We start from the raw sequence: 24,842 nt of genomic DNA, 5'->3' as shown, positions 1-24,842 counted from the left end.
GATTGTTTTATATGAGATGAAAAAGATTTGGAACGTCAAGATGCTTATAGTGATCGTGCTGATTTGCGCCTTGTTTTATTCTATTTTTATGGGATATTACATAAATTATTTTTCGCATGGGCATTCGATGTCCGAGGAAGTCGGGTATAGTGTCGAAATGACGCAGAGGTATGGTCCGACGCTGGAGGCTGAAGAGCATTCTGAATTTGTTACAGAAACCCGTGAAGATTTGATTGATAAAGCAGATACGTATATTAAGGTTATGCCAATATTATCTGAAGCTGGGATACATACCTATGAGGATTTTGAAAGGATTAGATTAAAAAGAGATATGACAGAAATGGAGAAGAATGCGATTTGGAAATTGTTTGGAAGAGGAGAAGATAGTAGCTTTGTCGGATTTAATCTGCAAGCTATCAATATTATAGAGGGGCGTTTAGACGAATACCAATTCATTTTGGATCGCTTAGCTTCAGAAACTACAAGCGATAAAAAGCTTGCTCGTATTATGGAAATTCGGGAAACGGAAGAGTATAGAAACATTATGGATGGATGGGTATTCGATAATACGGTCACCTATGCCAAAGAACTGGCGATATTGGCGGTATTGGCAGTGCTGATATTCGTTTCGCCGCTTATAGTCACCGACCGTTCCAGAAATGTTCATTTGTTACAGTATACCGCTAAGCACGGCAGGAGAATTTTGAAGGAGCAGCTTACCGCGGTGATTCTTTCGGCATTTTTGTTGACGACAGCTCTAATTTTAGTGTTCGGGGCGATTTATAGTTCAAATGGTACATGGCTCTTTTGGAATAATGGGCTTACTTCTTTCCTTAACCGTCAATCCGTCGCCTTTTGGTTTGATATCACGTACGGCCAATATATTATGGTCTATATTGTGCTGCTCTATATATTGTGTTTGGGAGCAGCAGCCGCTGCGTTCATGCTTTCAAGGTTAAGTAAGAATTCGATAACATTGATCCTGAAGCTAATTCCTGCTTTCGCCTTGCTAGTAGCGTTAAGTCGCAGTGTCTTTGTTACATTATTCAGTTTTGATAATATTTTAGTTGAAGTAACAGGAATTATAGGGATAGAGCCTATTGTTTGCGGTGCTGTACTCATCTTAGGGTTAGCATTAGCTCTCTACATGGTGCGAAGAGAGAAGAAAGTTGAAGTGATTTAAGCAGATTTGATACAAGCTTTATAGACGCTTATATGAAGCCACAAATTGGCATAACGAACGAAGATCTCTGGCGAAAATAACAGCCGGAGATCTTCGTTTTTGACTATGGCGATTATCGAAGGCAGTTCAGGCATTGGGCTGGCTAGGGCCGTTATGGAAGCAGCTGTCTTGGTATAAAAAAGTGACGTTTGAGAAATCTAATAATTAATGCATAGTGCCAACCATACGTGGTTCGACTTGGTAAATATGCTGAAATGGTTGGAGGATGTCAGATGTCATTATTAATCGTGATCGGGATGGTAACGGGAATTTTATCGGGGATTTGGGCGGCGCTAAGCCTGTCACTAGAGTTGATTACTTTTGCTGGTTTCCTAGGATGGTCAACCTTTTTTGCTGTCGGTGGTGGAAATAAGGGGTTACAGTCCACGTTGATTACGAATTTTAGCGGTGTGATCTGGGGTTTTCTTATGATGCAAATGTCGAGTGCTTTCGCTCTGTTCTTAGGTGAAACGCTAGGTCTCGGTGTTGCTGTAGCGATAGGTGCATGTGGCATGTGCTTGCAGTCGCATTTCAAATGGCTAGGGTTTATACCCGGGACGTTTATCGGAGCATCTACATTTTTTGCAACAGGATTTAACCTTAGCGGTAGCATCGCTGCATTGATTCTGGGTGCTTTATTCGGATATATTTCCGAGAAGGGCGTGCATGTATTAAGCCCGAAGAATAGAGGATGAAGAGCTTCGTTGAATGATAAAGTGACACCTGAAAAATAAATAAACCGAAGATGCCATCAAGCTTCAAGGCATCTTCGGTTTATTTTGTTGTGCCGCTTAGAAGCAAGGTTACGCACTAATCACGTTACCACAATAGTCGCATTCCTTCGCATCGTTAGCATTCACAATGATTCTGGCTCCGCAGCTCGGGCATTCCATGGATATAGGTCCGCGCTCCTGATCCTTGCTTATGTCATATTCATAATATTCCTCATCATCGTATTCGTCTTCATCATTATAAGCCTCATGGAAACCATCAGGCTCAAGTTCGAGAATGCCATTTTGGATTCGGCCGAAGGGCAGCATCTGCTCTGTGATCATAAAATCCAAGTCCCGAATGACGTGGTTGGGAGATTGTTTCGTCTCCACGGCAATATGATCAATCTCACTGATCCCTCTGTCTATTACAAGGTAGAAATACTGGCGCAATAACTGGCTGAATTTGCGATCTGCCCGGCTACCCATAATGAAACAAAATATTGCTGGTGTTAGGAGTATGATTCCATATAGCCAGACAGACTCCCAGAAAAGCTGAGCATCCTCAGGGACGTTAAAGTCAATAGATATCACTAAGAGGCCTTCGAGTAAAACATAAGTATAGACCCAGAGCCATCCGATCAATCGGTGATTTCTTCCCTTGCGAGAGTGGTGAACATGAGTCGCTAGTACACGGATTAATAGCATCAAGAGACCGACGGGATATAATATGAAGGTGAGTGTTAAAATAATCTTGTCGAACGTGAAATATTTTGATTTATAAGGTAAATGATCTTCCATCTTTTCGTTCTCCTTGTAATGAATATTCGTATCATACGAAGCTAAGCTCCGCGCCGTTCGCTTACCGTTCTGTTTATATCTCTGACCAATAGGAAGGCTTCTTGAATTAACCTCGGTCTTTCAGTTGCAGGGACTTCTATAATCAGCTTCATCTGGTCCTCTAGAAGTGAGAATTTCTGTTCTATTAATTGATTGATTTCATCGCTGGCTGCGTTCAATACCGGATCACTGAATTGAAGGGTTTCCTCTAATTCATGGATTTCAGCAAGCAACTCCTTTTGCTGAGGCAGCTCAGGTATCCTCTGGATTTGCTTACGCACAGAGATAACTCTGTCAGTCATTCTTCGCTTGGAGCTCAGTAATCCCGAGTCTTTACGATGCAGAGCCGCAGCATATTGTCCGAAGCGTTCGATGACAACGAATATAACTGCACAGCCTACAAAGGCGACAATATGTACCGCCATATATGAGCTGGCTGACAGCTTGAAAATAGAACCGAACAGCATGGTCTCAAGAATGAAGAAGATCGCATAGAACAAGATGACTAGCCCAGATGCTATACGAAAAGGAAACGGGGGATGCCCAAGGCCCTTCCGAATGATCTGAGATATACTCCATAGAACCACAAGCTCCAAGCAGCCTATAACCATGTCAAATATCCAGTGTTTCGTGCTGCTCGAACCGGTCCCGAGTTCTATTACGACTATGGTAAGGACGGATATCATAATCAGTAATAGTAGTTTCCAACTTTTAAACCTAGTTCCTGCATTCAAATTGTTGTTCCTCCCATTCAAGACACCGTTGAGCCACATTCTATACAAAACTTCTGTCCTGGTAAGACTTCGTGATGACAGTTTGTGCATTTCACCATATTGCTGCTGCCGCAGCTTGGGCAGAATTTAGCCTTGGGGTCCAGTAGCTCACCACAACTTTTACAAGGCTTCGGGAGTTCTGATCCACAGGACGAGCATGACTTTGCGTTAAGCGAGTAGTCCTTTCCACAAGTAGGACAAGGAAGATGCGGGTCGCCACAATGTTCGCAAAACTTTGCATGGAGGGGGATCGGATGGCCGCAATCGCTGCAGATGATAGGTTTTTCTGAAGATGTAGTAAGCATAGATTGTCCACACCCCGAGCAAAATCTTGCAGTTTCTGAATTGAGTGTATTGCACTTATCACATGCTCTCTGCTGAATGAGGGATTCATTGTTATGTGAAACTCTCAAATTTCCTGATATTTGATTCACCGTTTCGTACATTGTACCTGCCATGCCGATGCCCATACCTAGTCCTGAACCCATGATGGCTGCGCTACTTCCTGGATTTTTTGCTGCACCCTCTAGCGTGTCAAAGGATCTCTCTTGCTGATAGGTATAGCCGATGATGTCCATTTCTGCTTTTTTAGCTAAAGCCTCTTTGATTCTCATAGCTGCAGGGTCGTTGGCAGGAGTATTGATAGAGTCGATATAAAAATTAAGAAGAGATATACCCATTTCCCTGAACGAAGGCGTAATAGCTTCTTGAATATGCTTGGATATTTCTGCGGCATAGGCATTAATTTCAACGACACTGATTCTTTTGTGGATAATGTATGAAGAAATGATTTCATTGATATTAGACATGAGGATGCCGCGGTAATATTTTATTAATGTATCTTGGTCGAATGTTGGGAGTGTACCCACCAGTTTAAGTAAGAATTTACGTGGATCTTCGATCTGAATTCCGAATTGTCCAAAGGCTCTAACGGATACAATAATATTGAATTTAGGGTCTTGAAGTTGTAGAGGGGTGCTGGTTCCCCACTTGATATCTAGTGAACTCAGTTTATTTATAAACCACACTTCTGCGGTAAATGGAGACTTGCCGCCAAAAGGAAGATTAATAATGTTAGATAGGATTGGAATATTCGCAGTGCTCAATGTATGACGCCCTGCTGAGAAGGAATCCATAGCTTGTCCTTCTTTGAAGAGAATCACCTCTTGTGATTCCTGAACAATCAATTGGGTCCATGTTCCTAATTCCTGATTCGGGTAACGCCAAGCGAATACGCCAGGAGGTCCGTCATACTTAACTACTTCAATAATAGCCATCCCTTGCACTCCTTTTCATACGGTACAATCCATCGAATGTATAATAGTTCCAATATACTATCATTGTATACGATTTATAGCCTTTGTTGTTGCATAATTTGGAAAAACGTCAAGCGTATGATCACGTCAGTGAACAAGCACCTGGAAGAACCGGTGCGCAAGAGAACGCTCCTTCATCTATATCAAAAATATTAATTCCTTATATGTTTTTCGTATTTTTATTGTAGAAAGCCACATGCTAACATATACCAATGCAGATTGAGAGGGAACTAGTATTCAGTTTCTGATTCATATCTTTATCTATTTAATAGAGGAGATCATAAATGTTAAAGAAGTCAGCGTTTCCATTACTACTATTGAACATGTTTCTAGCCAATCTAAGTATGGGTCTTGTCATTCCGATCGTGCCTGAACTTCTCGAGATGTTTAACGCAAGCGGTCAGGCCGCGGGATATCTGGTCTCCTGCTTCGGCTTAACTCAGTTTCTATTCTCACCCCTTGCAGGCAATTTGTCAGATCGGTACGGCCGTAAACCAATGATTATTATAGGTTTAATCTTATTCGCGGTCTCAAACCTGCTCGCTGCGTTAGCAAACGATCTAACTTTATTGTTCATATCGCGAATGATTGGTGGAGTGGGTTCGGCAGCCTTAATCCCTTCCATTATTGCGTATATTGCTGATATTACAGCAGATGATCAGCGCAGCAAGTCTATGTCATGGCTAGGTGCTTCGATGACTTCTGGGTTTATTATCGGACCAGGTGTCGGAGGAATGCTAGCGGAATGGGGCATCAAAACGCCATTCTATGTATCCGCATGTGTAGGGCTAATAGCGATGATTTGCAGTCTATGGGGATTGCCTGAATCACTGTCGGCGAACATCCGTCAGATGCGTCGGCAATTGCAGGAAAAGAGGGACAATGTTTTCAAGCAGATCGTGCTTTCGGTTCGATCTCGCTATTTTGTCCTGTTATTCATTATTTTCGCTATGACCTTCGGTTTGACGCATTTTGAAGCGATTTTTCCGCTTTTTGTCGTGCAAGTTTATGGATTCACAACGCGTGATATCGCTATACTGCTTACCGTATGTTCGCTCATCGGCACAGTGAATCAACTTTTATTGACTGATCGGATCACACGACGATTTGGGGAAAAACGGATTATTGGTGCCATGTTGTTATTATCGGCGGTATCCCTTGTACTCTTATTATTTTCTGGCCAATTCTATTATGTCATGGTAGTCACGATGTTATTTTTTACGTTCGGTAATATTCTGCGTCCCACGATTAATACGTTGCTGTCTAAAGTGGCCGGGGATGAACAAGGATTTATGGCAGGGATGAATAATGCCTATACGAGTCTTGGTATGATATTTGGACCGTTGCTGGCAGGTATTTTGTTTGAAGTTCATATCGACTTGCCCTATCTGTTTGGAGGATTCGTACTGCTAGTGAGCAGTATCATATCGGCAAGCAGATTAAGAAAAGTACTTTCGTCTGAAGGCGCTTAGACGGTCATAGTAATCCATTCATTTCCTTCTGCGCATGATGTTGCAGATATCTTCCTTCTTTTTTGAATAATTCGATAAAATTCCGTGCCGTGTTAGATAAGCGATGATTTTTAAGCCATATTAACCCAAGTGGAGAAGACATCCCGATTGTAGGGGGGATTTTATACGCATGAATCGCAATACTTTTATGCCGAAGAAGAAGTGTTTCCGGAATGATCGACGAACAAAAGTCAGCAGAAACTAAATCCATCAAAAGCGCAACGTCGGAGCATTCACCGATAACAGCGGGCTGCAGCTGAAACTTAGAGAAAGCTTCCAAAATTGAATAATGCACACCTAATCCCTGCGTGCTTGGCAATAAGATCCGCCCGTTAGTCATGTCCGTGATCGTTATTTCATGTTCTAAACGTTTCTGGTTCCTAGATGTAATGAAATAAAACGGTTCCGTATACAGGTGAAGAACTGAAAAATCGTCCAATTCAAGTGGCAATCGAATGAATGCCAATTCAATAGCACGTTCCCGGACTAACTGACAAAGATGAGCGGACTCATTTTGCTGAATTTTGTACGTCACCTTTGGATATTGTTTTTGAAATTGATAGAGGATTTGAGGTAAATCAGTAACTGAAAACGTATTTACTCCCATCGTCAATCTGCCGTTTACCCCATTTCCAACTTCATTCACTTCCATTTTTGCCTCTTGCATTAATTGATCCATTTGCAATGCATAGGAATATAAGGTTTTTCCTGCATCCGTTACGACCATACTTTTTCCGCTTCTCTCCAACAATATTGTGCCGAGTTCTTCTTCCATTGCTTTCATTTGTTGGCTTAAAGGCGGTTGAGAAATATGAAGTCTTCTCGCCGCGGCTGATATGCTCTTTTCCTCTACGATCGCAATAAAATAGCGAAGCTGTCTAATATCCATCGTCGAATAGATTCCTTTCTCATATATGAAAAACATATACAAAACTAATTTATTATATAATTTTCATTTGGTTTTCTTCATGTTAGCATATTAGTAAAGTATGAAAAAGGAGGCCACGTCAATGCGTTGCACTGGAGGGCATTGTTAGAAGTGGTCTTAGTTAACTAATGCAATGTTAGAAACGGCTTTTGAGTATGATAACGATGTGAAAGGAATGTGAATACCATGATTAATGATTTAGATATGAAGCATCTTAAACGTTGTATCGAACTTGCAAGGACGGCTCTGGAAGCTGGCGATCAGCCATTCGGTTCTGTCCTTGTCTCAGAGAGCGGAAATGTACTTGTAGAAGATCACAACCATATTGCCGGTGGCGACCACACCCAACACCCAGAATTCTACTTGGCACGGTGGGCAGCTGAGAATATGTCTCCAGAAGAAAGAAGCAAAGCAACCGTATATACCTCCGGTGAACACTGCCCGATGTGTGCTGCGGCCCACGGCTGGGTTGGCTTGGGACGGATTGTTTATGCTAGTTCTTCGGCCCAATTTGCACAATGGCTGAATGAAATGGGAATACCTGCATCTCGTGTGCGCAATCTTGCGATCCAAGAGGTTATTCGCGATACAACAGTTGATGGTCCTGTTCCCGAGCTTGCAGAGCAGGTTAAGGAGCTTCATCGTAAGTACTATGAGAAGAGATAAGAGCTACAAAACTTAGAGCGAATCGTTGAAAGCTCCTCAAGACATTGAGGGGCTTTTTTTCTGTAGCTACAAGAAGAAAGAAGACTTCGTTTGAAGATGATAAATGAATAAAGCTAGGGTATACTTTAAAATGATTTCGTTTCTCATTTTTGAATGAAGATTTGACGATTTACTTATCATGAGAGGATTTGAATTTATATATGGCAGAAAATTTCTGGGAGCATTTACCGAAACCATTCTTCGTACTTGCACCAATGGAAGATGTAACAGATGTAGTATTCCGTCATGTGGTAGCTAAAGCAGGTAGACCGGATGTGTTTTTCACGGAGTTCACCAACGCAGAGAGCTATTGCCATCCAGAAGGAATGAAAAGTGTTCGAGGACGCTTGTTGTTTACTGAGGATGAACAGCCAATGGTTGCACATATATGGGGCGATCAACCTGAGAATTTCCGCCTGATGAGCAAGGGTCTAGCGGAGATGGGTTTTAAAGGGATTGATATTAACATGGGCTGTCCGGTTCCGAATGTGGCACAAAGAGGGAAAGGCAGCGGGTTAATTCTTCGTCCGGATGTTGCGGCAGAACTTATCCAAGCGGCAAAAGCGGGCGGACTACCGGTCAGTGTAAAAACTCGCCTTGGCTTTAAGGAAGTAGAGGAGTGGAAAGAGTGGTTAGCACATATTTTAAAGCAAGATATTGCGAACCTTTCTATTCATTTACGTACAAGAGATGAAATGAGTCTGGTTGATGCACACTGGGATCTAATTCCGGAGATTAAAGAGTTGCGTGATCAAATTGCGCCCAATACATTGCTTACCATTAACGGCGATATTCTTGATCGTCAAATGGGGATGGAGCTTGCCACAAAATATGGTGTGGATGGCGTGATGATTGGGCGTGGTATTTTCAAAAATCCGTTTGCCTTTGAAAAAGAACCGAGAGAGCATAGTAGTAAGGAGTACCTTGATCTCTTAAGATTGCAGCTTGATCTGCATGATCAGTATATCGAAACATTGCCTCGTTCCGTTTCAGCACTTCAGCGGTTCTTCAAAATCTATGTCAAAGGATTCCGAGGCGCAGGTGAACTAAGAAATCAATTGATGAATACGAAATCAACGGATGAAATCCGAGCGTTGCTGGATCATTTTGAAGCAAACAATTTTGAATGATATGAAAGTAGAAGTTTGCTATAGCTTTTAGCTATAACTAGATATCGATTATAAGTGTTACTTCGATCGGATTCCTTCATGCTAGAATCAAAGCATTACATAAAGAGCTTTGTGACATGGAGGAGGAACTATAATGTGCAATAGATTTCAAATCGTAGGTAGCCTGTTACGTCCGTCGGATTTATTAGAATATAAGCATCAAATCGAACATCGTGATGATATTAACTATCCTTTTTACGATGATTTAAAGGGGTATGAACAGACAGAATCAGATGCGATTCAGGCTGTCGTCGATAAAGAAATTCAGAATGGCTTGACCATTTTAACGGATGGGGAATACTCTAAATCCATGTGGCATCTAGACTTTGTTTGGGGATTCCAAGGGGTTAACCGTTATATCGCAGACCATGGATATTTCTTCCGAGATACGGATGGAACTTCGAAATACGAGACTCGAAAAGATATTGGTTTACGCATTACAGATGAATTGAGCGGGAAGAATCATCATTTTATTCATGTATACAAAAAGCTTCAAGCCCTAGCTGGCGACCGTGAAACGAAGCTATGTGTACCATCTCCATCCCATATTTTTGGTGAGTTATCCTGGTCAGATAATATTGGTGGTAAAGATGCCGTGTATAACGATAAACAGGAGCTTAAAGACGGTCTTGTTAAGGCGTATATAGAATTTGTAGAGGAGTTCGCTGCGGCTGGAGGGAAAATCCTTCAATTCGATGATTGCTTATGGGAGCTATTTGCAGATGATAACCCGAACTCCCCATATACTGGCGAGAGTATCAATCAAGAGGAAGTACAGGCTCTAGCTGCTGAATTTATAGACATTAACAATACAGTCATCGATTACGGTCATAGCCTAGGTTTGAAAATGTGGACCCATAACTGCCGTGGTAACTACGATTCCCGTAATATGGGTGGCGGTTCCTATGCCAAAATTGCGAATCTGTTCTTGAAGCAGCTTAAATACGATCGCTTTTTCCTGGAGTGGGATGATGATCGTGCAGGTTCCCTTGAGGCACTTGCGGTGTTCAAAGATAAGCCTGATACGGAAATTGTGCTTGGATTATTGTCTTCTAAGACGAACACGCTTGACGATGAGGAGCGAGTCGTTAGAATGCTGGATGAAGCATCTAAAATTATTGATAAGGATCGATTGTTACTCTCTCATCAGTGTGGTTTTGCGTCCTGTGATGGCGGTAATGAGTTAACGGAAGATGAGCAATGGGCGAAGATTAAACAAGGACAACGTATTGCAGAGCATTATTGGGCTAAGTAATATTTAACTAAGGTATAGTGGGATTCCTTCTTTCAGACTGTCGAAGATTTTGTCGGCAGTCTTTTTTCGCTATCCGTTCATATTGTCAACAAGATAACTCTGATCCTATCGGTGCAAGAAAGTATGGAGATATTGCTCCTGGAACTATCTATACAAAAACCTTGTCAAAATAAGATCCCAAATGTAAAAAGAAAGGTATATCAAAAATAAAACGATTTGTATACGATAAAATGAAAGCGCTTTATATTTGAAAAATGAGGGGGTTAATGGTTCCAGGCACATGAAATGATTTTACATAAAAAAATATTTATCTTATCTATGAAGGGAGGGATATTGTGTGCGGCGCAGAGGCGCTTTAAAAATCCTCGAATCAACACAAAGTGTATAAGTCCTGCAGCGTAAAAGGTAATATGATCATCAAAAAATTATGGAAAGTCAAAAGGAGTATGCACAATGAATAAATTAAAAAAAGTGACGAATAAATTTATTCAGATTGTTTTGACAAGCGTGATGGTATTAACGACAGTAATAACCGTTAATCCAGTCGAAGGATATGCAGAATCCACATCTAATCTTATCGTGGATGATACTGTAACCTCAGGTGATCATTATTTTACGTACACGACAGCTACAGATCCAAAAGGATTAACGGGATGGGCAAAGGATAGGAAGTCATCTATTATTGGAATTGAAGAAGCTAAGACGCAACACTGGGTGTGGAATATGAATTATGAAGAGGCCCGTAAGCATACCTATTCGTTTACATTTAAAGGAACAGGAATAGAATTGTACGGTGTTAAAAATGACCCGAAAAATACGTTCCAATTGGATAATCAAGCTCCCGAAACATTAGTTATAACAGGCGCTGCTAATACAGAAACAATACTGTATAGCAAAAAAGGATTAGCGAATGGAACTCATACCGTAAATGTTACTTTACCCGAAGGCGGTACTGGCTTACAAGTCAGTTACGCACGTGTGTACAACGATGATGTAGAAGTAGAGACTACAGCGATCCCACACACGAAAACGACGGGGACGAATAATCACTTTACATTCTCTAACAATTGGACAGCAGGCGATGCTGAACATACCTGGTCTAATCCACTAGGTGCTAATCCAAAAGATACCTATTACGAAGTGAATTTTATTGGGAATAAAATTGATATTTATGCAGGCAAAAATAGGCCTATGGGGAAGGTGCGATACCTGATAGATGGAGTAGAAATAGGTGTGTTTAGTTTGTATAATTCCTCCAATATCAATTCTACCTTGATTACCACGGTGAGTGGATTGACGGAAGGAACCCATGTACTTCGGGCAGAGGCAACAGGAGAGAAAGAGCCAAATGCTACAGGGACACTCATTGATAGCGCAAAAGTCGTTGTCTATCATTCCCCATACCAAGTGAGTGATATTGTACTATCACAAGACAATCTTACTCTCATTGCAGGCTCACAATATCAAATGAATTATACGGTGGTTCCCGATTACGCGGATATTAGCGATCTTAAATATCGTTCAAGTGATTCAAAAATTGCCACAGTAAGTGCCAATGGATTGGTTCAAGCTCTTTCTGCTGGAACGGCAACGATTACGATCAGCTCATTAAAACACAATTTATCTAAAACACTTACAGTGAAAGTAACCGAGGGTAATCCGCAGATCCATGGAAGTATAGTGGATACGAATTCGCAATACACACAGGATCGTTATACGGAAGTTAAGGGCTTGGGTGTAGTAGATAAGTCCATTTTTGCTTGGAAAAATGATAAAGCCGTATCCGAAATTGCATTGATATCATTAGAATCTGGATTAAATAATGTCAATGTACAGGCAACTGATTTTGTAAGCGGATCCAACACGTTATCGGCTAATAATATCACTGCAACATTTATTAAATCGACACAAGCATATACGGGTATGCCAGGCTATGGCAGCAAAACAAGGCCTATACCACAGGGGAATCGTGCAGAAAGTAATGATATTCTATATCAAACGACACCAATACAGATTCCATTTAATGCGGTGCAGCCCGTATGGGTTGAAGTTGATGTACCTAAGGATACACAGGCTGGAACTTATGTTGGTAAAATCATTGTAACAGCAGACAGAGTAGATACACCTTTGGAATTCACATACAGCCTGGAAGTGTTAGATGCAACAATGCCTGATGCAGAAGAGTTTAAACAGGGCTTTGATATTGAATTATGGCAGGCGCCGTATAGTGTAGCAGAGTACTATGGTGTGAAGCCTTTTTCACAAAAGCATCTGGAAATTTTACGTCCGCATATGGAGAAATATAAAGAATTGGGCGGGCACGCCATTACCACGACCATTGTTGATGATGCATGGGATGGTCAGACATACAGTGCAAACGAAATTCACTACCCATCCATGATCAAATGGACAAAAAAGACGGATGGTACGTTTACCTTTGATTATACTGAATATGACGCATGGGTAGATTTTAATAAAACATTAGGACTTGGAGACAAGATTGTTGCCTATGGTATTGCTCCATGGCACAACTCCTTTACCTACTATGACGAAGCTACAAGCCGGAATGTAAGTGCTTCGTTCTCTAGTGTGGGTACAAGTGAATACACGCGTATCTGGAAATTATTTTTAAATAGTTTTGTTACCCATCTAGAAGACAAGGGATGGTTTGACCATACCTATCTGGGGATTGACGAGAGAGGATTCAGCACGGCAATTTTCGATCTGATTGAGAGCGTAAAAGGGATTCACGGAGATAGCTTGAAAACCGCAGGGGCTATGGATGCTTTTGTAGCAAAAAGAGATTTAGGAATGCGTGTGGATGATCTGAGTGTTGGAACGATAGCAGTGAAAGATCATCCAACAGAATTTGCTCAATTTCTTATGCAACGTGAAGCACTTGGACTTAGGACCACCATTTATTCTTGCACGGGTCATATACCAGGAAACTTCTCACTTAGTGCACCGGCAGAAAGCTACTGGACGATGATGTATTCTTATGCTGTAGGGGGAGAAGGATACTTACGCTGGGCTTATGATTCCTGGGTAGAGAACCCTTTAGAGGATACGACACATAACGCTTTTGAGGCGGGAGATACATTTCTAATATTCCCTGATGAACGTACGGCTTCAAATCCGACTTCCAAATCAAGTGTACGACTTGAAAAAATGGCAGAAGGTGTGCGCGATGTGAATAAGATGATTTTAATGAAAAAAGAAGTTCCTGCTATGAAAGCTGATGTTGAAGGATTGCTTGCCAAAATAAAACCAAAATATAGTTCATCCGGTTACTACTTAACAGCGGCTGGCAAAACTCAAATTGCAGCAGACATGGATCAGATTCGTAAAGAACTAAAAGATCTAACGTCTAAATATATTCAAATTAAAAATAATCCTGAAACATTAAAATCGATAGCAATCCAAGAGGGTGCAGAAACATCTGTTGGTGTTGGGGCAACGAAACAACTACATGCCATACTGACACCTGCTAATATCAGTAACCCGAGCGTATCCTGGTCATCAACAAATGAAGCGATTGCAAGTGTGAATTCGAATGGACTCGTTACTGGTAAAAGCGTAGGGACTGTGACAATCAAAGTCGCTTCCCAAGCTGATCCAACGAAGACGGCTTCTATTCAAGTTATCGTAGAACAGTCAAAAGTTAATCCAGAAGCTCAAGTATCTTATTATTCTTTTGATAATGTTAAAGATAGTAGGATAACGGATAGTTGGGGATCGGCAAACGGAACGTTAACAGGTGGAACAATTGTTGAAGGTAAGTCGGGCAACGCGATTCAATTTGCAAAAGAAGACAAGGTCGAGATTACTTCACCAGTTACATTAACAAAAAATTGGACAGTATCCTTTTGGGTAAAAGATGCCGGTAGTAATGAGACCGCATCCGCACTATGGGATGGCAAAACGTTTACGGGTAATCAGCTAAGTTCCACTTCCATTGATGTGCGCCGTGATAGTACGGAAAGTAAAATGTCTATGCATGTACCAGAAGGTTTCTTAACTTTTAATTATCTCTTAGAAAAAAATAGTTGGAAACATGTTACGGTAACTAGCAACGCATCCAATCTTACTCTCTATATTGATGGCCTATTAAAAGCAACGATTAATTGGAATCAAAATGTGAAGACACCGCTTTTGGCTCCAACAAAAATAATGGGTGGACGTGGATTTAGCGGGATATTGGATGAAGTAAAAGTATTCAATCGTACATTGACTCCAGATGAGGTGATAACGTTAAGTTATGTAAATGGGCTAAATATTTCTGAAATGAGTAAAAAGCTATATGTAGGAGATTCCTATCAAATTCAAGCTGAGCTCATATCTGATCATCCAGATAAATCGTTAACCTATACTTCTAGTAATCCACAAGTTGTAAATGTAAGTGAAAGTGGCAAAGTGAATGCGATAAGTAAAGGTGATGCTACCATTACAGTCGAAAACGTGGCTGGCGGTTATAAGAAAACGATAAGGATTCAGGTAGCAAAACATTTGAATATTCAATATTCAATCCCACAATATCATCTAGACGATAAATATATTACTACCATTGAGAACGGCAAAGGTACAGAGCGGCAGTATTTGGGGCAGCCAGACATGGTTATGCTGAACGATAATAAAACATTGATTACAGCGTATCCCATTGGTCATGGTAAAGGTCCTCTTGTACTGCAAATGAGCTATGATGCGGGGGAAACCTGGGTTGAGAAGGAGACTCCGTCTTCATGGGCAAGATCTCAAGAAACACCTACTATTTATAAATTAAATATGAGTAACGGCAAAGAGAGGCTTATCTTGATTACTGGTTGTCCAGGGTGGGGAGATGGTTCCACAGGTTGGAATACATCGTATTCCGATGATGGTGGAGAGACTTGGACAGAGTACAAGCATTGGTATACGAATATTGATGATAAGCCGAATAACGTTATAGTAGCTATGTCAAGTTTAGTCCAGTTGAAAGATGAGAATGGGAATTTAATCGATAAATGGATGGGAGTTTATCATAATTATGGTTATACCAATTACAAAACTTATTTAACTTTTGATGAACAAGGCAATGAACAATGGAGTAAGCCAGAACCCTATTTAAGCGAATACAGATCGATTGAAAGCAGCTACCAAATATGCGAGGTGGGAATGTTCCGCTCGCCGGATGGCAACAGAATTGTAGCTTTGGCTAGAAGCCAGTCGCATCAACATAAATCAGTTATGTTCTATTCTGATGATGAAGGCGAGACGTGGAGTGAACCAGAAGATGTCCAAGGTGCGTTGCAAGGGGAGAGACATAAGGCAGTCTACGATCCAATCACCGGTCGTCTCGTCGTAACTTTCAGAGAAATTATTCTTGATTATAATCAAAACGGAATAATTGAACCGGGCGATTGGAGAGCGGGTGAATGGGTAGCTTGGGTTGGAACCTATGAAGATTTGATGCAGCAAAACGAAGGCGAATATCGCATTATGTTAAAAGAAGATTTTGCACAGAACACATATTCAGGAGATACAGGATACGCGGGTATTGTCGTACAACCAGATGGCACCTTTATCATGAATTCTTACGGACATTGGGACGAGGAATTCTCTAAAGCATGGAAAGGCGGAGTAACAACGGATCTAAGTTATATTATTCAAGCTAAATTTAAACTAAGTGATATCGACAATGTTAATGGGGAGACGAAGAATCAGTCTACTTTGACAGGTTTACATGAGGTAATTCATGGTCAAACATTTGATATGACGATGGGGATCAGCAACGTTATGCAGAGTGAATACCAGCAAATGTACGCTCAAGATTTAACGCTTCACTACGATCCGGTAAAATTACAGTTCGAATCGGTTGAATCACTGAAAGACGGATTCCAAGTTATCGATACAAAGGAATCTGTGCCGGGGAAAATCAGGATTGTGGCTGCAAGTGTGAAAGCGAATCAAGGCGAGCTTGGCGTGCCTACACAAGGTGATTTGCTCTCATTCAAATTTAAGGCTAAAACTGGAGTTCAGGCCTCCAATACGACCGTTTCCGTAGACCAAGTCGTTATTGCTAATGGAGAAGGGAATGAACTGTCGATTAACGGATCTTCTCATGAGATTATTATCAGTACAGCCATAGATAAATCGCAATTGGAGACGTTGATCGCAAGCGCTCAAGCTAAGCATAATGCAGCAGTGGAAGGAAATAAGGATGGTTTGTATGCAGTTGGATCTAAAGCACAATTGCAATCGGCAATCGATGCGGCTAGTGCGATAATGGACGATACGAATGTCACTCAACAGCAGGTGGACAGCACTATATCCGCACTGGAAGCAGCCATTCAAGTGTTTGATAGTAAGAAAATCTCTGCGGATGTCAATGGAAAAGACGGCATCACGATCGGTGACTTGGCAATCGTTGCAGCAGTGTACGGTAAGCAAGAAGGTCAGTCAGGCTGGAATGCGAAAGCCGATGTTAATCATGACGGAAAAGTAGATATTGATGACCTAGCGATTGTAGCCAAGGAGATCTTGCAATAATAATCAGTTAATCAAGCCGTTGATTCCACTGTACATGGGATCAATGGCTTTTTTATTCCCCAGATCCATCGTGGTATACAGTACGTATTCACTTTGAATTCACTATAAAACAACCTCCAGAGTGCAGCTTAGTATCCTCTACTCCAGAATCCATCAAGCATTTTCTTGGTTTCTGTTAGTGAGCGAAGTTGGACAGGATTTCCTCTCTCATCTAATGTAAAATGTCCTTTGAAAGCATCAGGCATGGCATTGTATTGTTCTTCTTCTTGTGCATATGCCTGGATAAAACAAGCATATTTATATCTGTCTACTAAATAGGGTAACCCAAAAGCAGAACGAAGCATCTCATATTCTTGATAGTTATATGGTGTGCTTTCAGGACGTTTCCTCAGAATTTCTATGAATTTAGACATTAGTTTCTCGACTTCGTTCTCCGTCGCATAACTCGCATAGCCTCGAATTGCAGTCAATCTCATATCTAGATAGCGCTCTTTTTTAAAAGCTTTGAAGAAAAAATCCTTCAAATTAATGTCTTCAGAAAACACAAGCATCTTCAATATGGTGTTGCGAATGTACAAGTTTTTGGATACAAAATATAATTCTGATAAAAATTCAACATCTGTATTTGACAATGCTACGTCCCTGCATTTTTCCAGTGTCTGTTGAAATTCGTCTTTATTTTCATAGCCCTTTTTTTGAGACAACCTCTCAGCTCTTCAATGATGCCTGTCATTGGTACACCTCCGTTTAATATTTATATTATTCTAATATAGTTAATAAGATAAATACATAACATAACATTGAAGACATTGCGAAATGGCTGCTGAAGCAGCAGTGAAATAAAACAGCAGGTAAGCGATGGCTTACCTGCTGTTTACTTATTTTAGAATAGGGGGCCGTTTCATTTCTAAACCATGAATATAAATAAAGTACAATCATAAGAGCAGGTATGCCAAATGCTGCTATAAACTTCGGTGCATAATTGTCAGGATTGCCTGCGTTATCAAAATGAATAGCGACTTGGTCAGGGAGTTCATTGTAGTAGATTGCCGATAGTATAAAAGGAATACAACAAATCACCAGCTTAAGAACAAATGACTTATTCATCTTTTTTTCCATCAGATTCAGCTCCTTTGAATTGTGAGAACCATAACATAACTTCTTCAAAAACCGTGATATTGAGCTCGTAATAGATAAAGTTTTTATACTTGGATTCGAATATCAGGCCTGCTTTCTTTAACTGCGACAAGTGGTATGATATCGTAGCTCCCGTCATGTCAAAATTAGAAGCTATTTCACCTGCAGACAACCTACCATTCTTCAACAACACGAGAATATTACGGCGTACAGGATCGGATAGAGCTTTAAAAGTTTCGGGAAATCCCACGGTATCTATCCTCCTTATGTAATCTATTTAGAATATTTTCTAATTAGATTATACGACTTGCCTGTTCGAGATTCAATAGTTATTTAGATGGTATTCGAAATAGTTTTTCTCTCATCTTCAACATGCATGTACTAAATTCGCCTCATGATCATGAACTTTTGGAGGTGAATTTTTTTATAATATTCTATAGAGAGGATTCAGCTTAACAGTAAAATAGAGAACAAAGCGGAATAGGTATGGAGGCAGATATGAAACCAATCACAGAAGTTGCAGCACCACTAGGTCTTGAAGCAGATCAGCTTGAGCTTTACGGGAAATGGAAAGCGAAGCTTTCCGAGGATGTATGGGACTCTATATCTCAGCGGCCAAATGGCAAGCTTATCCTTGTTACGGCCATGAATCCGACGCCAGCGGGGGAAGGAAAGACGCTCACAACGATCGGACTTACACAGGGATTGAACCGAATTGGACGGAGAGCAGCCGCTGCACTACGCGAGCCATCTCTTGGACCGTGCATGGGCATGAAGGGGGGCGCTACAGGCAGTGGAAAAGCCCAGATTGTACCAGCTGAGGATATTAATCTGCATTTTACGGGGGATATTCATGCGATTACATCCGCGCATAACCTACTTGCGGCGCTTATAGATAATCATCTATTCCAAGGCAATGCGTTGCACATTGACCCATCTCGTATAGTATGGAAACGAGCGCTTGATATGAATGATCGGCCACTGCGCCAGATTGTGATCGGCATTGGTGACAATAATGGTACGGTACGTGAAGATGGCTTTCTGATCTCAACGGCTTCAGAAGTGATGGCAGTGCTATGTTTAGCAGCGGATATGGCGGATTTGGAGGAACGGCTCGGCAGAATTGTAGTGGCATATAATATGGATGGGGACCCGGTGACGGCGAAAGAGCTTCGGGCGGTAGATGCGATGTGTGCCCTCCTAAAGGATGCGATCCATCCGAATCTGGTCCAGACCATTGAAGGAGATCCGGTATTCGTTCACGGTGGTCCGTTCGCGAACATTGCCCACGGTTGTAGCAGCATACGAGCAACTCGGCATGCGCTCAAGTTAGCCGATTATGTCGTGACGGAAGCGGGCTTTGGTGCCGATCTGGGTGCGGAGAAATTCATGGATATTAAGTGCCGTAAGGGAAATCTGCAACCAGCAGCTGTGGTCATCGTTGCGACCGTACGTGCATTGAAATACAACGGTGGTGTTCCGAAGCAAGAGCTCCTTTTAGACAATGCTGATGCGATCCAGTCCGGATTCGTTAATTTGCGTCGTCACATCGAGAATATGCGCATCTTCAACGTCCCAGTCATCGTTGCTATTAATCGCTTTGCAGCGGATGTGGAGACAGAGCTTACGCAGATTAGAGCCCTTTGTGCAGAGCTTGGTGTGAAGGCGGTCATCTCGGATGCTTGGGAGCTTGGCGGCGAAGGGTGCCGTGAGTTAGCGCAGGAAGTGGCAGAGCTGGCCGATGGTTCATCGGCAGATGACTTTGAGCTGCTATACCCTGATGATATGCCGCTAGTAGAGAAGATTGAGACGATCGTTACACGTATCTATCGTGGAGCTGGGGTTAGATACCGCCCGGCTGCGAAGCGAGCACTTCAGGAACTGGAACGCCTTGGCGTGCAGGATCTTCCGATCTGTATGGCGAAAACGCCCTATTCATTTACAGACCGCCCGACTGTGCTCGGGGCTCCAGAGCAGTTTACCATTGAGGTGCAGGATGTCCGCTGGTCGGCAGGTGCTGGATTCATTGTTGTATTAACAGGGAAGGTCGTCACAATGCCGGGACTACCTGCGGAACCAGCTGCATGGCGCATACGGCTGGATGGGGCAGGACATATTGAAGGCTTGAGCTGATATGCAGAACAGAGAGATGAAGGACGTTAACGAATTATTGGATACAACGGTGAATGAATAAGACGTGATATAATCGAGGAAGGGATTATGGATGAGGGGATTTCCGATCCATTAATTCCTTCCTCTATTTTATACGGTAGTATTTAAAGGTGTTAAAGTCGAAAATAAACGAACCTACCTGACAGTCACATACCTTATAGTCAGGTCTAGAGAACATAGGAGGATATATGTCCTGGAGTAAATTGAAGCAACAGTTGGAGAGTTTTCTATGTCCTGCGCTCATCGGAAGAGTAGAATACCGAGCAACGGGTTATCGGTATGTACCGGATAAAGCGGGACTTTGTTATATTTCAGTAGATAAAAAGAACATACTCAATATGAACGATAAATCTAGCGTGATCAAATGGTATCATACAGAGCTTGAAATTAAGAATGATCCAAATCTACAGATTCCAATCAGCGAAGAAGAAATCGAAGCGGTAAGTAAAGATACCAAGGGGCCTGTCCCGGAGGATCGCCTAGTAGTCATTGCGAGAAACAGGAAAATAACAGAATGTGCAAAGGAACTATTATCAGCACAGGCTGCGTTAAGCAAGTCGAATTTCATTGTGGTGGCTAACAAGTTTTTATCTACATCCATAGATGAGAGTATCGAAAGCAACGATATCTTATTGAACATTCTAGCATTGGTTGATCGTCGTGTTGGTAAGAAGCGAATCTTAAACATGAGTGAGAAGATGAAGTTAAAGCATCCAGCAGTGCAGTATTTTTATGAACTCCGTCGTAGCACATGATGAAATGTTAGGTTAATGCATGGAAAGTATTTACAAATGGTGTGCTCCAACCTATAATAAGTCCAAGTGTGGTTGAGGAGGTTGTTCTTATGAACGGTTGTGTAGTAATGCTTACTAAATCCTATAGCCATCATCATCGTTAGGCGTTTGTATTACGGATTTTCTCCGTAGGTACAAGCGCTTATTGGCGTTATACCTACGGACTTGAACGATAAGAGTCATGTGGGTATTTTTTTATCCACGTGGCTCTTTTTTTTGCTTATATCTAACATTGGAGGTAATGATGATGCGAAGCCAAAGTATGATTTACACCATCCCAGAACAGAATGAAATCATTAAAGAACGGTTCAAAACACACAAAACATTGTTCAACAGGGATGTTCTAAATGGGGTTTTATCGATCTTCGATGAGGTTGCAAGTCACGGAGATGATGGGATTAGAAGTCTCACCAAGAAATATGACGATGCTGTATTGGATGAACTAATGCTATCTAATGAATACATTCAGAATAGCATTTCTTCACTGTCGCCATCCTTTCGAATTGCTATAGAACAAGCGATTAACAATGTGCAGGATGCTAACCTAGCGATGTTGCCGAAATCCTGGGAGAAGGAGATAAGACCTGGAACCGTGATCGGTGAAAGCATAAGTCCGTTAGAGTCTGTCGGTATATGGATACCTGCAAGAAAAGGTCCGCTAATCTCGACTGCTATCATGTTGGTCGTAGCTGCGAAAGTAGCAGGTGTTAGACAAATCGTTGTAGGGATGCCCCCGTTACCTGACGGAACTGGAGATCCGGGAACAGTCGCTGCCGCAAGACTTGCGGGTGCTGATCAATTCGTCGTAGGCAATGGGGTAGCCATCATAGCAGGATTCGCGCAAGGAACTGCTTCCATTCCTGAGGTTGATGGAATCTTTGGTCCTGGACCCGGAGGAATTGCTGCAGCCATTAGTGTTGCTATGACCTATGGGAAGAAGAGTGTGCTAGGTATTGGTCCTACAGAGTGTGTGATATTTGCAGATGAAACGGCTGATCCATTAAAGGTGGCATATGATCTAATCAATGAAGGGGAGCATGGGCCAGATTCTTCTTCTATACTGGTCACCACATCGGCAAACCTTGCCCGAAAAGTTGAAGAGCTTCTATGGAGATGTATTGATAAGGTTGAAAGCGTGCGAAGATCATATTTAGAGAATGTCTTCAGCCCTCAAGGTAAGGGGGCAATCGTTGTTGCCTCAAGCGTGGATACAGCTTGTGAGTTTATCAATTGGTTCGCTCCAGAACATGTCATGGTCGTATGTGATCAAGATATTGAGGATCGTGTGTTGACTCAGATACATCATGCAGGTGAAATTCTTATCGGTGAATACACCCCTTTTTCGGCGGCTAACTACGGGATCGGAATTACAGCCGTTTTACCGACCAATCATTTTGCAAGAGCATTCTCGGGCATTACATCCAAGGATATGGTGAAATATTCAACAATCGGAAGACTCAGTAGGGAAGCATTACAGGAGATTTATCCAATCATTAAAGAAATGGGTACATATGAGCAATTACCAGGTCACGTCCAAGCGGCTGATATTAGGTTTTTTGAATAGTTGATTATGTGTTAATGGTCTCTTTCTAGAGAAAGTTTGATATTTCGTATATACTGATAAGGCCAATTTACTTTCTAGGAGTTGTGTAAAGAACGATGAACAAGAAAGAAGTCGCACATATACGTAAGCAGTTTAAGCTGGATAATGATCTAATGAATATTTACGATATTCTGAATGTGTACATCATGAAAGAAACGAACGAAATCTATCACTGGGAGCGGCATCCCTTTGAGTTAGTAGATAGAGAGAAGCAAGACTTATACATGGGGAATTTCAAAAAACTATTGACCGGGGAATTGGATCATAAGTTATTTGAACTAAAGTTTCTGCAGGAAGCGGAAGACCCTACGCAGGTACTCCTTCATCAAGGGTTGTTGACTGGTGATCCCGAGGAATGGACGGACTTGATGTTGCTACTGGTAGAGAAAATGCTGGTGGATACCAGATATGAGCGGGATACCGTAGTTACGTTTATTCGAGGCCAGTATTATCGGCCGACCAAGGCAAGGAATGAAGATACGGAGGAGAGCGTGAAGGATGAAGTGTTCGGGCATCCGTTCATTTTATGCAGTGTGAATTCTACGGAGAAGCAGCGCAAGGCTCTCTTGTTTGATTATGTGGAGCGGGAATACAAGTACAATGTCATTGTAGATCCGATTATTAAGCTGAGTACACCGGAGCAAGGCTTCTTTTATCCTAGCGTAACAGACAATTATTCAGATGTTAACCGAGTTCTGTATTGTACGGGGAAATCGAATGATCCGAACCCTCATTTCATCGAACAGGTCTTGACGGCCGAGCGGAACATGACAGCACTAGAAGAGAGAGCGATCTTCGAAGACATTGTGAGGGAAGTGGCGGGCGAGCAGGTAGACGCGGCTATCATCGGGCATGTGTACGAGGAAATTCACCAGATTATTGAGAGCAACCAAGAGGAGGAAGAACCTCCAAAGCTCGATTATAAAGATGTAGAACGTGTATTGACCGTTAGTGGTATAGAGGACGTGACACCGGAAAAAGTAGAGCTGGCATTCCAGACGATTGTCGATGACAAGAATTATGAGCTGAAAGCGAATAGTGTCATGCCGAAATTCACATCCAAGTCGATTAAGATTGATACCAAGGTAGCTACCATTTCAGTCAGCCCACAGGATCTAAAGTATGTGAAACAGGTAAATTACCAAGGCAAACGATGCATTATGATTGAGGTAGACGAAGACGTTGTTATTGAAGGATTTACACTTAATACCGAGACGTTATTAGAGAAGGCATGATGGCATAAGAAAGACCGTTAGATAGTCATTCCGAACATACCGAGCATATACGATAACAATAAAGCCCCCCTCAGAAGAGGAGGGCTTTATTTAGAGTCGTCACATTAACATATAATCAAGACGTAATTATATTCGCGTAGCATATCTGCTCATGGAAGGCGCGCCCATCCCGGAGTATTCATCGAAATCATTGACAATACACATCAATATGCTAATATCAAATCAATAGACAGACAGTCGGTCTAATGAGGGAGGTATTCGATGAGAGTTATTAAAGGAGCTGAGGAACGCAGGAACGAAATCCTGGATGCGGCGGATGAGCTTTTCTTTCAGAAGGGGTTTGATGGTACGAGTACCAACGATATTCTTAACAAAGTCGGTATTGCAAGGGGAACCCTGTATCATCACTTCAAGTCTAAGGAAGATATCATGGATGCCCTCATTGAGAGGTACAGAGTCCGCATATTAGATGGTGCGCAGAAGATTGCCTTAGATAAAGGGATACCTGTCGTTGAGCGTATTATCCAAGTGGTGATGGCATTGAACATAAGCGGTGGAAGCAGCGCGGAAATTATGGAGCATATTCATAAGCCGCAAAATGCACTCATGCATCAGAAGATACAGAAGGTTATGATCAGCGGCATCACACCGATTCTGGCGGATATTATTCGCGAAGGCATTGAGAACGGACTGTTTAATACACCGTTCCCTTATGAATGTATGGAGATGGTTGTGATCTATGCAAATACGGTTTTTGATCATGAGTTTGAACTGACACAGGAGGAGCTTGCCACGCGCGTTCATGCATTTGTCTTCCATATTGAAAGAATGCTTGGGGTTGAACAAGGTAGCCTTATGCACACCATGAGAATGTTCGACAACAACAAGGGCGAATCCGATGGAACTGATCATGAATAATTGTTGCTCCGTTTATTAAAGTCAGTACA

General features: G+C 41.9%; 19 protein-coding genes. 12 read left to right on the top strand and 7 right to left on the bottom strand.

Annotation, left to right across the window (positions count from 1 at the left end; genetic code table 11):
- Nucleotides 1-16 precede the first annotated feature (16 nt).
- Together AC3WJJ_RS23215 and AC3WJJ_RS23210 are read left to right on the top strand one after the other, a co-directional pair.
- Nucleotides 17-1,183 (top strand): hypothetical protein, encoded by a 1,167-nt coding sequence (locus tag AC3WJJ_RS23215; RefSeq protein WP_492544238.1) that lies wholly within the window; start codon nucleotides 17-19, stop codon nucleotides 1,181-1,183.
- Between the two features lie 272 nt (nucleotides 1,184-1,455).
- The gene (locus tag AC3WJJ_RS23210; protein WP_492544236.1) at nucleotides 1,456-1,917 is read left to right on the top strand and encodes a DUF1097 domain-containing protein; all 462 of its coding nucleotides are present in this window, start codon (nucleotides 1,456-1,458) and stop codon (nucleotides 1,915-1,917) included.
- A 108-nt stretch (nucleotides 1,918-2,025) separates the two neighbouring features.
- On the opposite strand, the gene AC3WJJ_RS23205 is transcribed toward AC3WJJ_RS23210, so the two are convergent.
- From AC3WJJ_RS23205 to AC3WJJ_RS23195, 3 genes are read right to left on the bottom strand one after another with little or no spacing between them, the layout of a single operon-like run.
- Nucleotides 2,026-2,733, bottom strand: a complete 708-nt coding sequence (locus tag AC3WJJ_RS23205) for a TFIIB-type zinc ribbon-containing protein (protein WP_492544234.1) — start codon at nucleotides 2,731-2,733, stop codon at nucleotides 2,026-2,028.
- Between the two features lie 41 nt (nucleotides 2,734-2,774).
- Nucleotides 2,775-3,506 (bottom strand): hypothetical protein, encoded by a 732-nt coding sequence (locus tag AC3WJJ_RS23200; protein ID WP_492544232.1) that lies wholly within the window; start codon nucleotides 3,504-3,506, stop codon nucleotides 2,775-2,777.
- Between the two features lie 17 nt (nucleotides 3,507-3,523).
- Nucleotides 3,524-4,822 carry an SPFH domain-containing protein gene (locus tag AC3WJJ_RS23195; protein WP_492544230.1) on the bottom strand — a complete coding sequence of 433 codons (1,299 nt, stop codon included), beginning with the start codon at nucleotides 4,820-4,822 and terminating at the stop codon, nucleotides 3,524-3,526.
- Between the two features lie 323 nt (nucleotides 4,823-5,145).
- Between AC3WJJ_RS23195 and AC3WJJ_RS23190 the strand changes: the two genes are divergently transcribed.
- Entirely contained in the window at nucleotides 5,146-6,333 is a 1,188-nt protein-coding gene (locus tag AC3WJJ_RS23190) for an MFS transporter (protein ID WP_492544228.1), read from the top strand.
- Between the two features lie 4 nt (nucleotides 6,334-6,337).
- Here the strand turns inward: AC3WJJ_RS23190 and AC3WJJ_RS23185 are convergent, their stop codons facing one another.
- A complete protein-coding gene (locus AC3WJJ_RS23185; RefSeq protein WP_492544226.1) occupies nucleotides 6,338-7,261 on the bottom strand; it encodes a LysR family transcriptional regulator in 924 nt (307 codons plus the stop codon).
- Nucleotides 7,262-7,486: 225 nt separating this feature from the next.
- Between AC3WJJ_RS23185 and AC3WJJ_RS23180 the strand changes: the two genes are divergently transcribed.
- The 4 genes from AC3WJJ_RS23180 (at nucleotide 7,487) to AC3WJJ_RS23165 (ending at nucleotide 16,954) form a co-directional block, all read left to right on the top strand.
- Complete coding sequence (locus AC3WJJ_RS23180; RefSeq protein WP_492544224.1) at nucleotides 7,487-7,966, top strand: nucleoside deaminase; 480 nt, start codon at nucleotides 7,487-7,489, stop codon at nucleotides 7,964-7,966.
- Between the two features lie 200 nt (nucleotides 7,967-8,166).
- Nucleotides 8,167-9,135 carry a tRNA dihydrouridine synthase gene (locus AC3WJJ_RS23175; protein ID WP_492544222.1) on the top strand — a complete coding sequence of 323 codons (969 nt, stop codon included), beginning with the start codon at nucleotides 8,167-8,169 and terminating at the stop codon, nucleotides 9,133-9,135.
- A gap of 133 nt (nucleotides 9,136-9,268) precedes the next feature.
- Complete coding sequence (locus AC3WJJ_RS23170; RefSeq protein ID WP_492544220.1) at nucleotides 9,269-10,429, top strand: cobalamin-independent methionine synthase II family protein; 1,161 nt, start codon at nucleotides 9,269-9,271, stop codon at nucleotides 10,427-10,429.
- Nucleotides 10,430-10,882: 453 nt separating this feature from the next.
- Complete coding sequence (locus tag AC3WJJ_RS23165; RefSeq protein WP_492544218.1) at nucleotides 10,883-16,954, top strand: glycoside hydrolase domain-containing protein; 6,072 nt, start codon at nucleotides 10,883-10,885, stop codon at nucleotides 16,952-16,954.
- Nucleotides 16,955-17,082: 128 nt separating this feature from the next.
- Here the strand turns inward: AC3WJJ_RS23165 and AC3WJJ_RS23160 are convergent, their stop codons facing one another.
- The 3 genes from AC3WJJ_RS23160 to AC3WJJ_RS23150 are packed head-to-tail and all read right to left on the bottom strand — an operon-like array spanning nucleotide 17,083 to nucleotide 18,341.
- Entirely contained in the window at nucleotides 17,083-17,658 is a 576-nt protein-coding gene (locus AC3WJJ_RS23160) for a hypothetical protein (protein ID WP_492544216.1), read from the bottom strand.
- A 55-nt stretch (nucleotides 17,659-17,713) separates the two neighbouring features.
- Nucleotides 17,714-18,073, bottom strand: coding sequence for a DUF1648 domain-containing protein (locus AC3WJJ_RS23155; RefSeq protein WP_492544214.1), 360 nt, complete (start codon nucleotides 18,071-18,073; stop codon nucleotides 17,714-17,716).
- The gene (locus AC3WJJ_RS23150; RefSeq protein WP_492544212.1) at nucleotides 18,054-18,341 is read right to left on the bottom strand and encodes an autorepressor SdpR family transcription factor; all 288 of its coding nucleotides are present in this window, start codon (nucleotides 18,339-18,341) and stop codon (nucleotides 18,054-18,056) included. The genes AC3WJJ_RS23155 and AC3WJJ_RS23150 overlap by 20 nt, the downstream gene beginning before the upstream one ends.
- A 236-nt stretch (nucleotides 18,342-18,577) precedes the next feature.
- Between AC3WJJ_RS23150 and AC3WJJ_RS23145 the strand changes: the two genes are divergently transcribed.
- From AC3WJJ_RS23145 to AC3WJJ_RS23125, 5 genes are all read left to right on the top strand, one after another.
- Nucleotides 18,578-20,224, top strand: coding sequence for a formate--tetrahydrofolate ligase (locus AC3WJJ_RS23145; protein ID WP_492544210.1), 1,647 nt, complete (start codon nucleotides 18,578-18,580; stop codon nucleotides 20,222-20,224).
- Between the two features lie 227 nt (nucleotides 20,225-20,451).
- Complete coding sequence (locus tag AC3WJJ_RS23140; protein ID WP_492544208.1) at nucleotides 20,452-21,018, top strand: SF0329 family protein; 567 nt, start codon at nucleotides 20,452-20,454, stop codon at nucleotides 21,016-21,018.
- Between the two features lie 286 nt (nucleotides 21,019-21,304).
- Nucleotides 21,305-22,621: a histidinol dehydrogenase gene (gene hisD, locus AC3WJJ_RS23135; RefSeq protein WP_492544206.1), complete on the top strand. Its 1,317-nt coding sequence runs from the start codon at nucleotides 21,305-21,307 to the stop codon at nucleotides 22,619-22,621.
- Between the two features lie 95 nt (nucleotides 22,622-22,716).
- Nucleotides 22,717-23,895 (top strand): DUF4317 domain-containing protein, encoded by a 1,179-nt coding sequence (locus AC3WJJ_RS23130; protein ID WP_492544204.1) that lies wholly within the window; start codon nucleotides 22,717-22,719, stop codon nucleotides 23,893-23,895.
- 261 nt (nucleotides 23,896-24,156) lie between these two features.
- Nucleotides 24,157-24,813: a TetR/AcrR family transcriptional regulator gene (locus tag AC3WJJ_RS23125; protein ID WP_492544202.1), complete on the top strand. Its 657-nt coding sequence runs from the start codon at nucleotides 24,157-24,159 to the stop codon at nucleotides 24,811-24,813.
- The last annotated feature ends 29 nt before the right edge of the window (nucleotides 24,814-24,842 follow it).

It is taken from the genome of Paenibacillus sp. FW507-14B1B, assembly GCF_058781425.1.
Note: the sequence above shows the minus strand (reverse complement) of the source record. Positions and strands in the feature narration are given on the sequence as shown.

Excerpts from the sequence above, each read along its gene's own strand:
- AC3WJJ_RS23185 (WP_492544226.1), bottom strand. The coding sequence starts at position 7,261 with ATGGATATTAGACAGCTTCGCTATTTTATTGCGATCGTAGAGGAAAAG.
- AC3WJJ_RS23210 (WP_492544236.1), top strand. The coding sequence starts at position 1,456 with ATGTCATTATTAATCGTGATCGGGATGGTAACGGGAATTTTATCGGGG.
- AC3WJJ_RS23125 (WP_492544202.1), top strand. The coding sequence starts at position 24,157 with ATGAGAGTTATTAAAGGAGCTGAGGAACGCAGGAACGAAATCCTGGAT.
- AC3WJJ_RS23190 (WP_492544228.1), top strand. The coding sequence starts at position 5,146 with ATGTTAAAGAAGTCAGCGTTTCCATTACTACTATTGAACATGTTTCTA.
- AC3WJJ_RS23215 (WP_492544238.1), top strand. The coding sequence starts at position 17 with ATGAAAAAGATTTGGAACGTCAAGATGCTTATAGTGATCGTGCTGATT.
- AC3WJJ_RS23130 (WP_492544204.1), top strand. The coding sequence starts at position 22,717 with ATGAACAAGAAAGAAGTCGCACATATACGTAAGCAGTTTAAGCTGGAT.
- AC3WJJ_RS23195 (WP_492544230.1), bottom strand. The coding sequence starts at position 4,822 with ATGGCTATTATTGAAGTAGTTAAGTATGACGGACCTCCTGGCGTATTC.
- AC3WJJ_RS23180 (WP_492544224.1), top strand. The coding sequence starts at position 7,487 with ATGATTAATGATTTAGATATGAAGCATCTTAAACGTTGTATCGAACTT.
- AC3WJJ_RS23205 (WP_492544234.1), bottom strand. The coding sequence starts at position 2,733 with ATGGAAGATCATTTACCTTATAAATCAAAATATTTCACGTTCGACAAG.
- AC3WJJ_RS23140 (WP_492544208.1), top strand. The coding sequence starts at position 20,452 with ATGTCCTGGAGTAAATTGAAGCAACAGTTGGAGAGTTTTCTATGTCCT.
- AC3WJJ_RS23170 (WP_492544220.1), top strand. The coding sequence starts at position 9,269 with ATGTGCAATAGATTTCAAATCGTAGGTAGCCTGTTACGTCCGTCGGAT.
- AC3WJJ_RS23165 (WP_492544218.1), top strand. The coding sequence starts at position 10,883 with ATGAATAAATTAAAAAAAGTGACGAATAAATTTATTCAGATTGTTTTG.
- AC3WJJ_RS23145 (WP_492544210.1), top strand. The coding sequence starts at position 18,578 with ATGGAGGCAGATATGAAACCAATCACAGAAGTTGCAGCACCACTAGGT.
- hisD (WP_492544206.1), top strand. The coding sequence starts at position 21,305 with ATGCGAAGCCAAAGTATGATTTACACCATCCCAGAACAGAATGAAATC.
- AC3WJJ_RS23175 (WP_492544222.1), top strand. The coding sequence starts at position 8,167 with ATGGCAGAAAATTTCTGGGAGCATTTACCGAAACCATTCTTCGTACTT.
- AC3WJJ_RS23155 (WP_492544214.1), bottom strand. The coding sequence starts at position 18,073 with ATGGAAAAAAAGATGAATAAGTCATTTGTTCTTAAGCTGGTGATTTGT.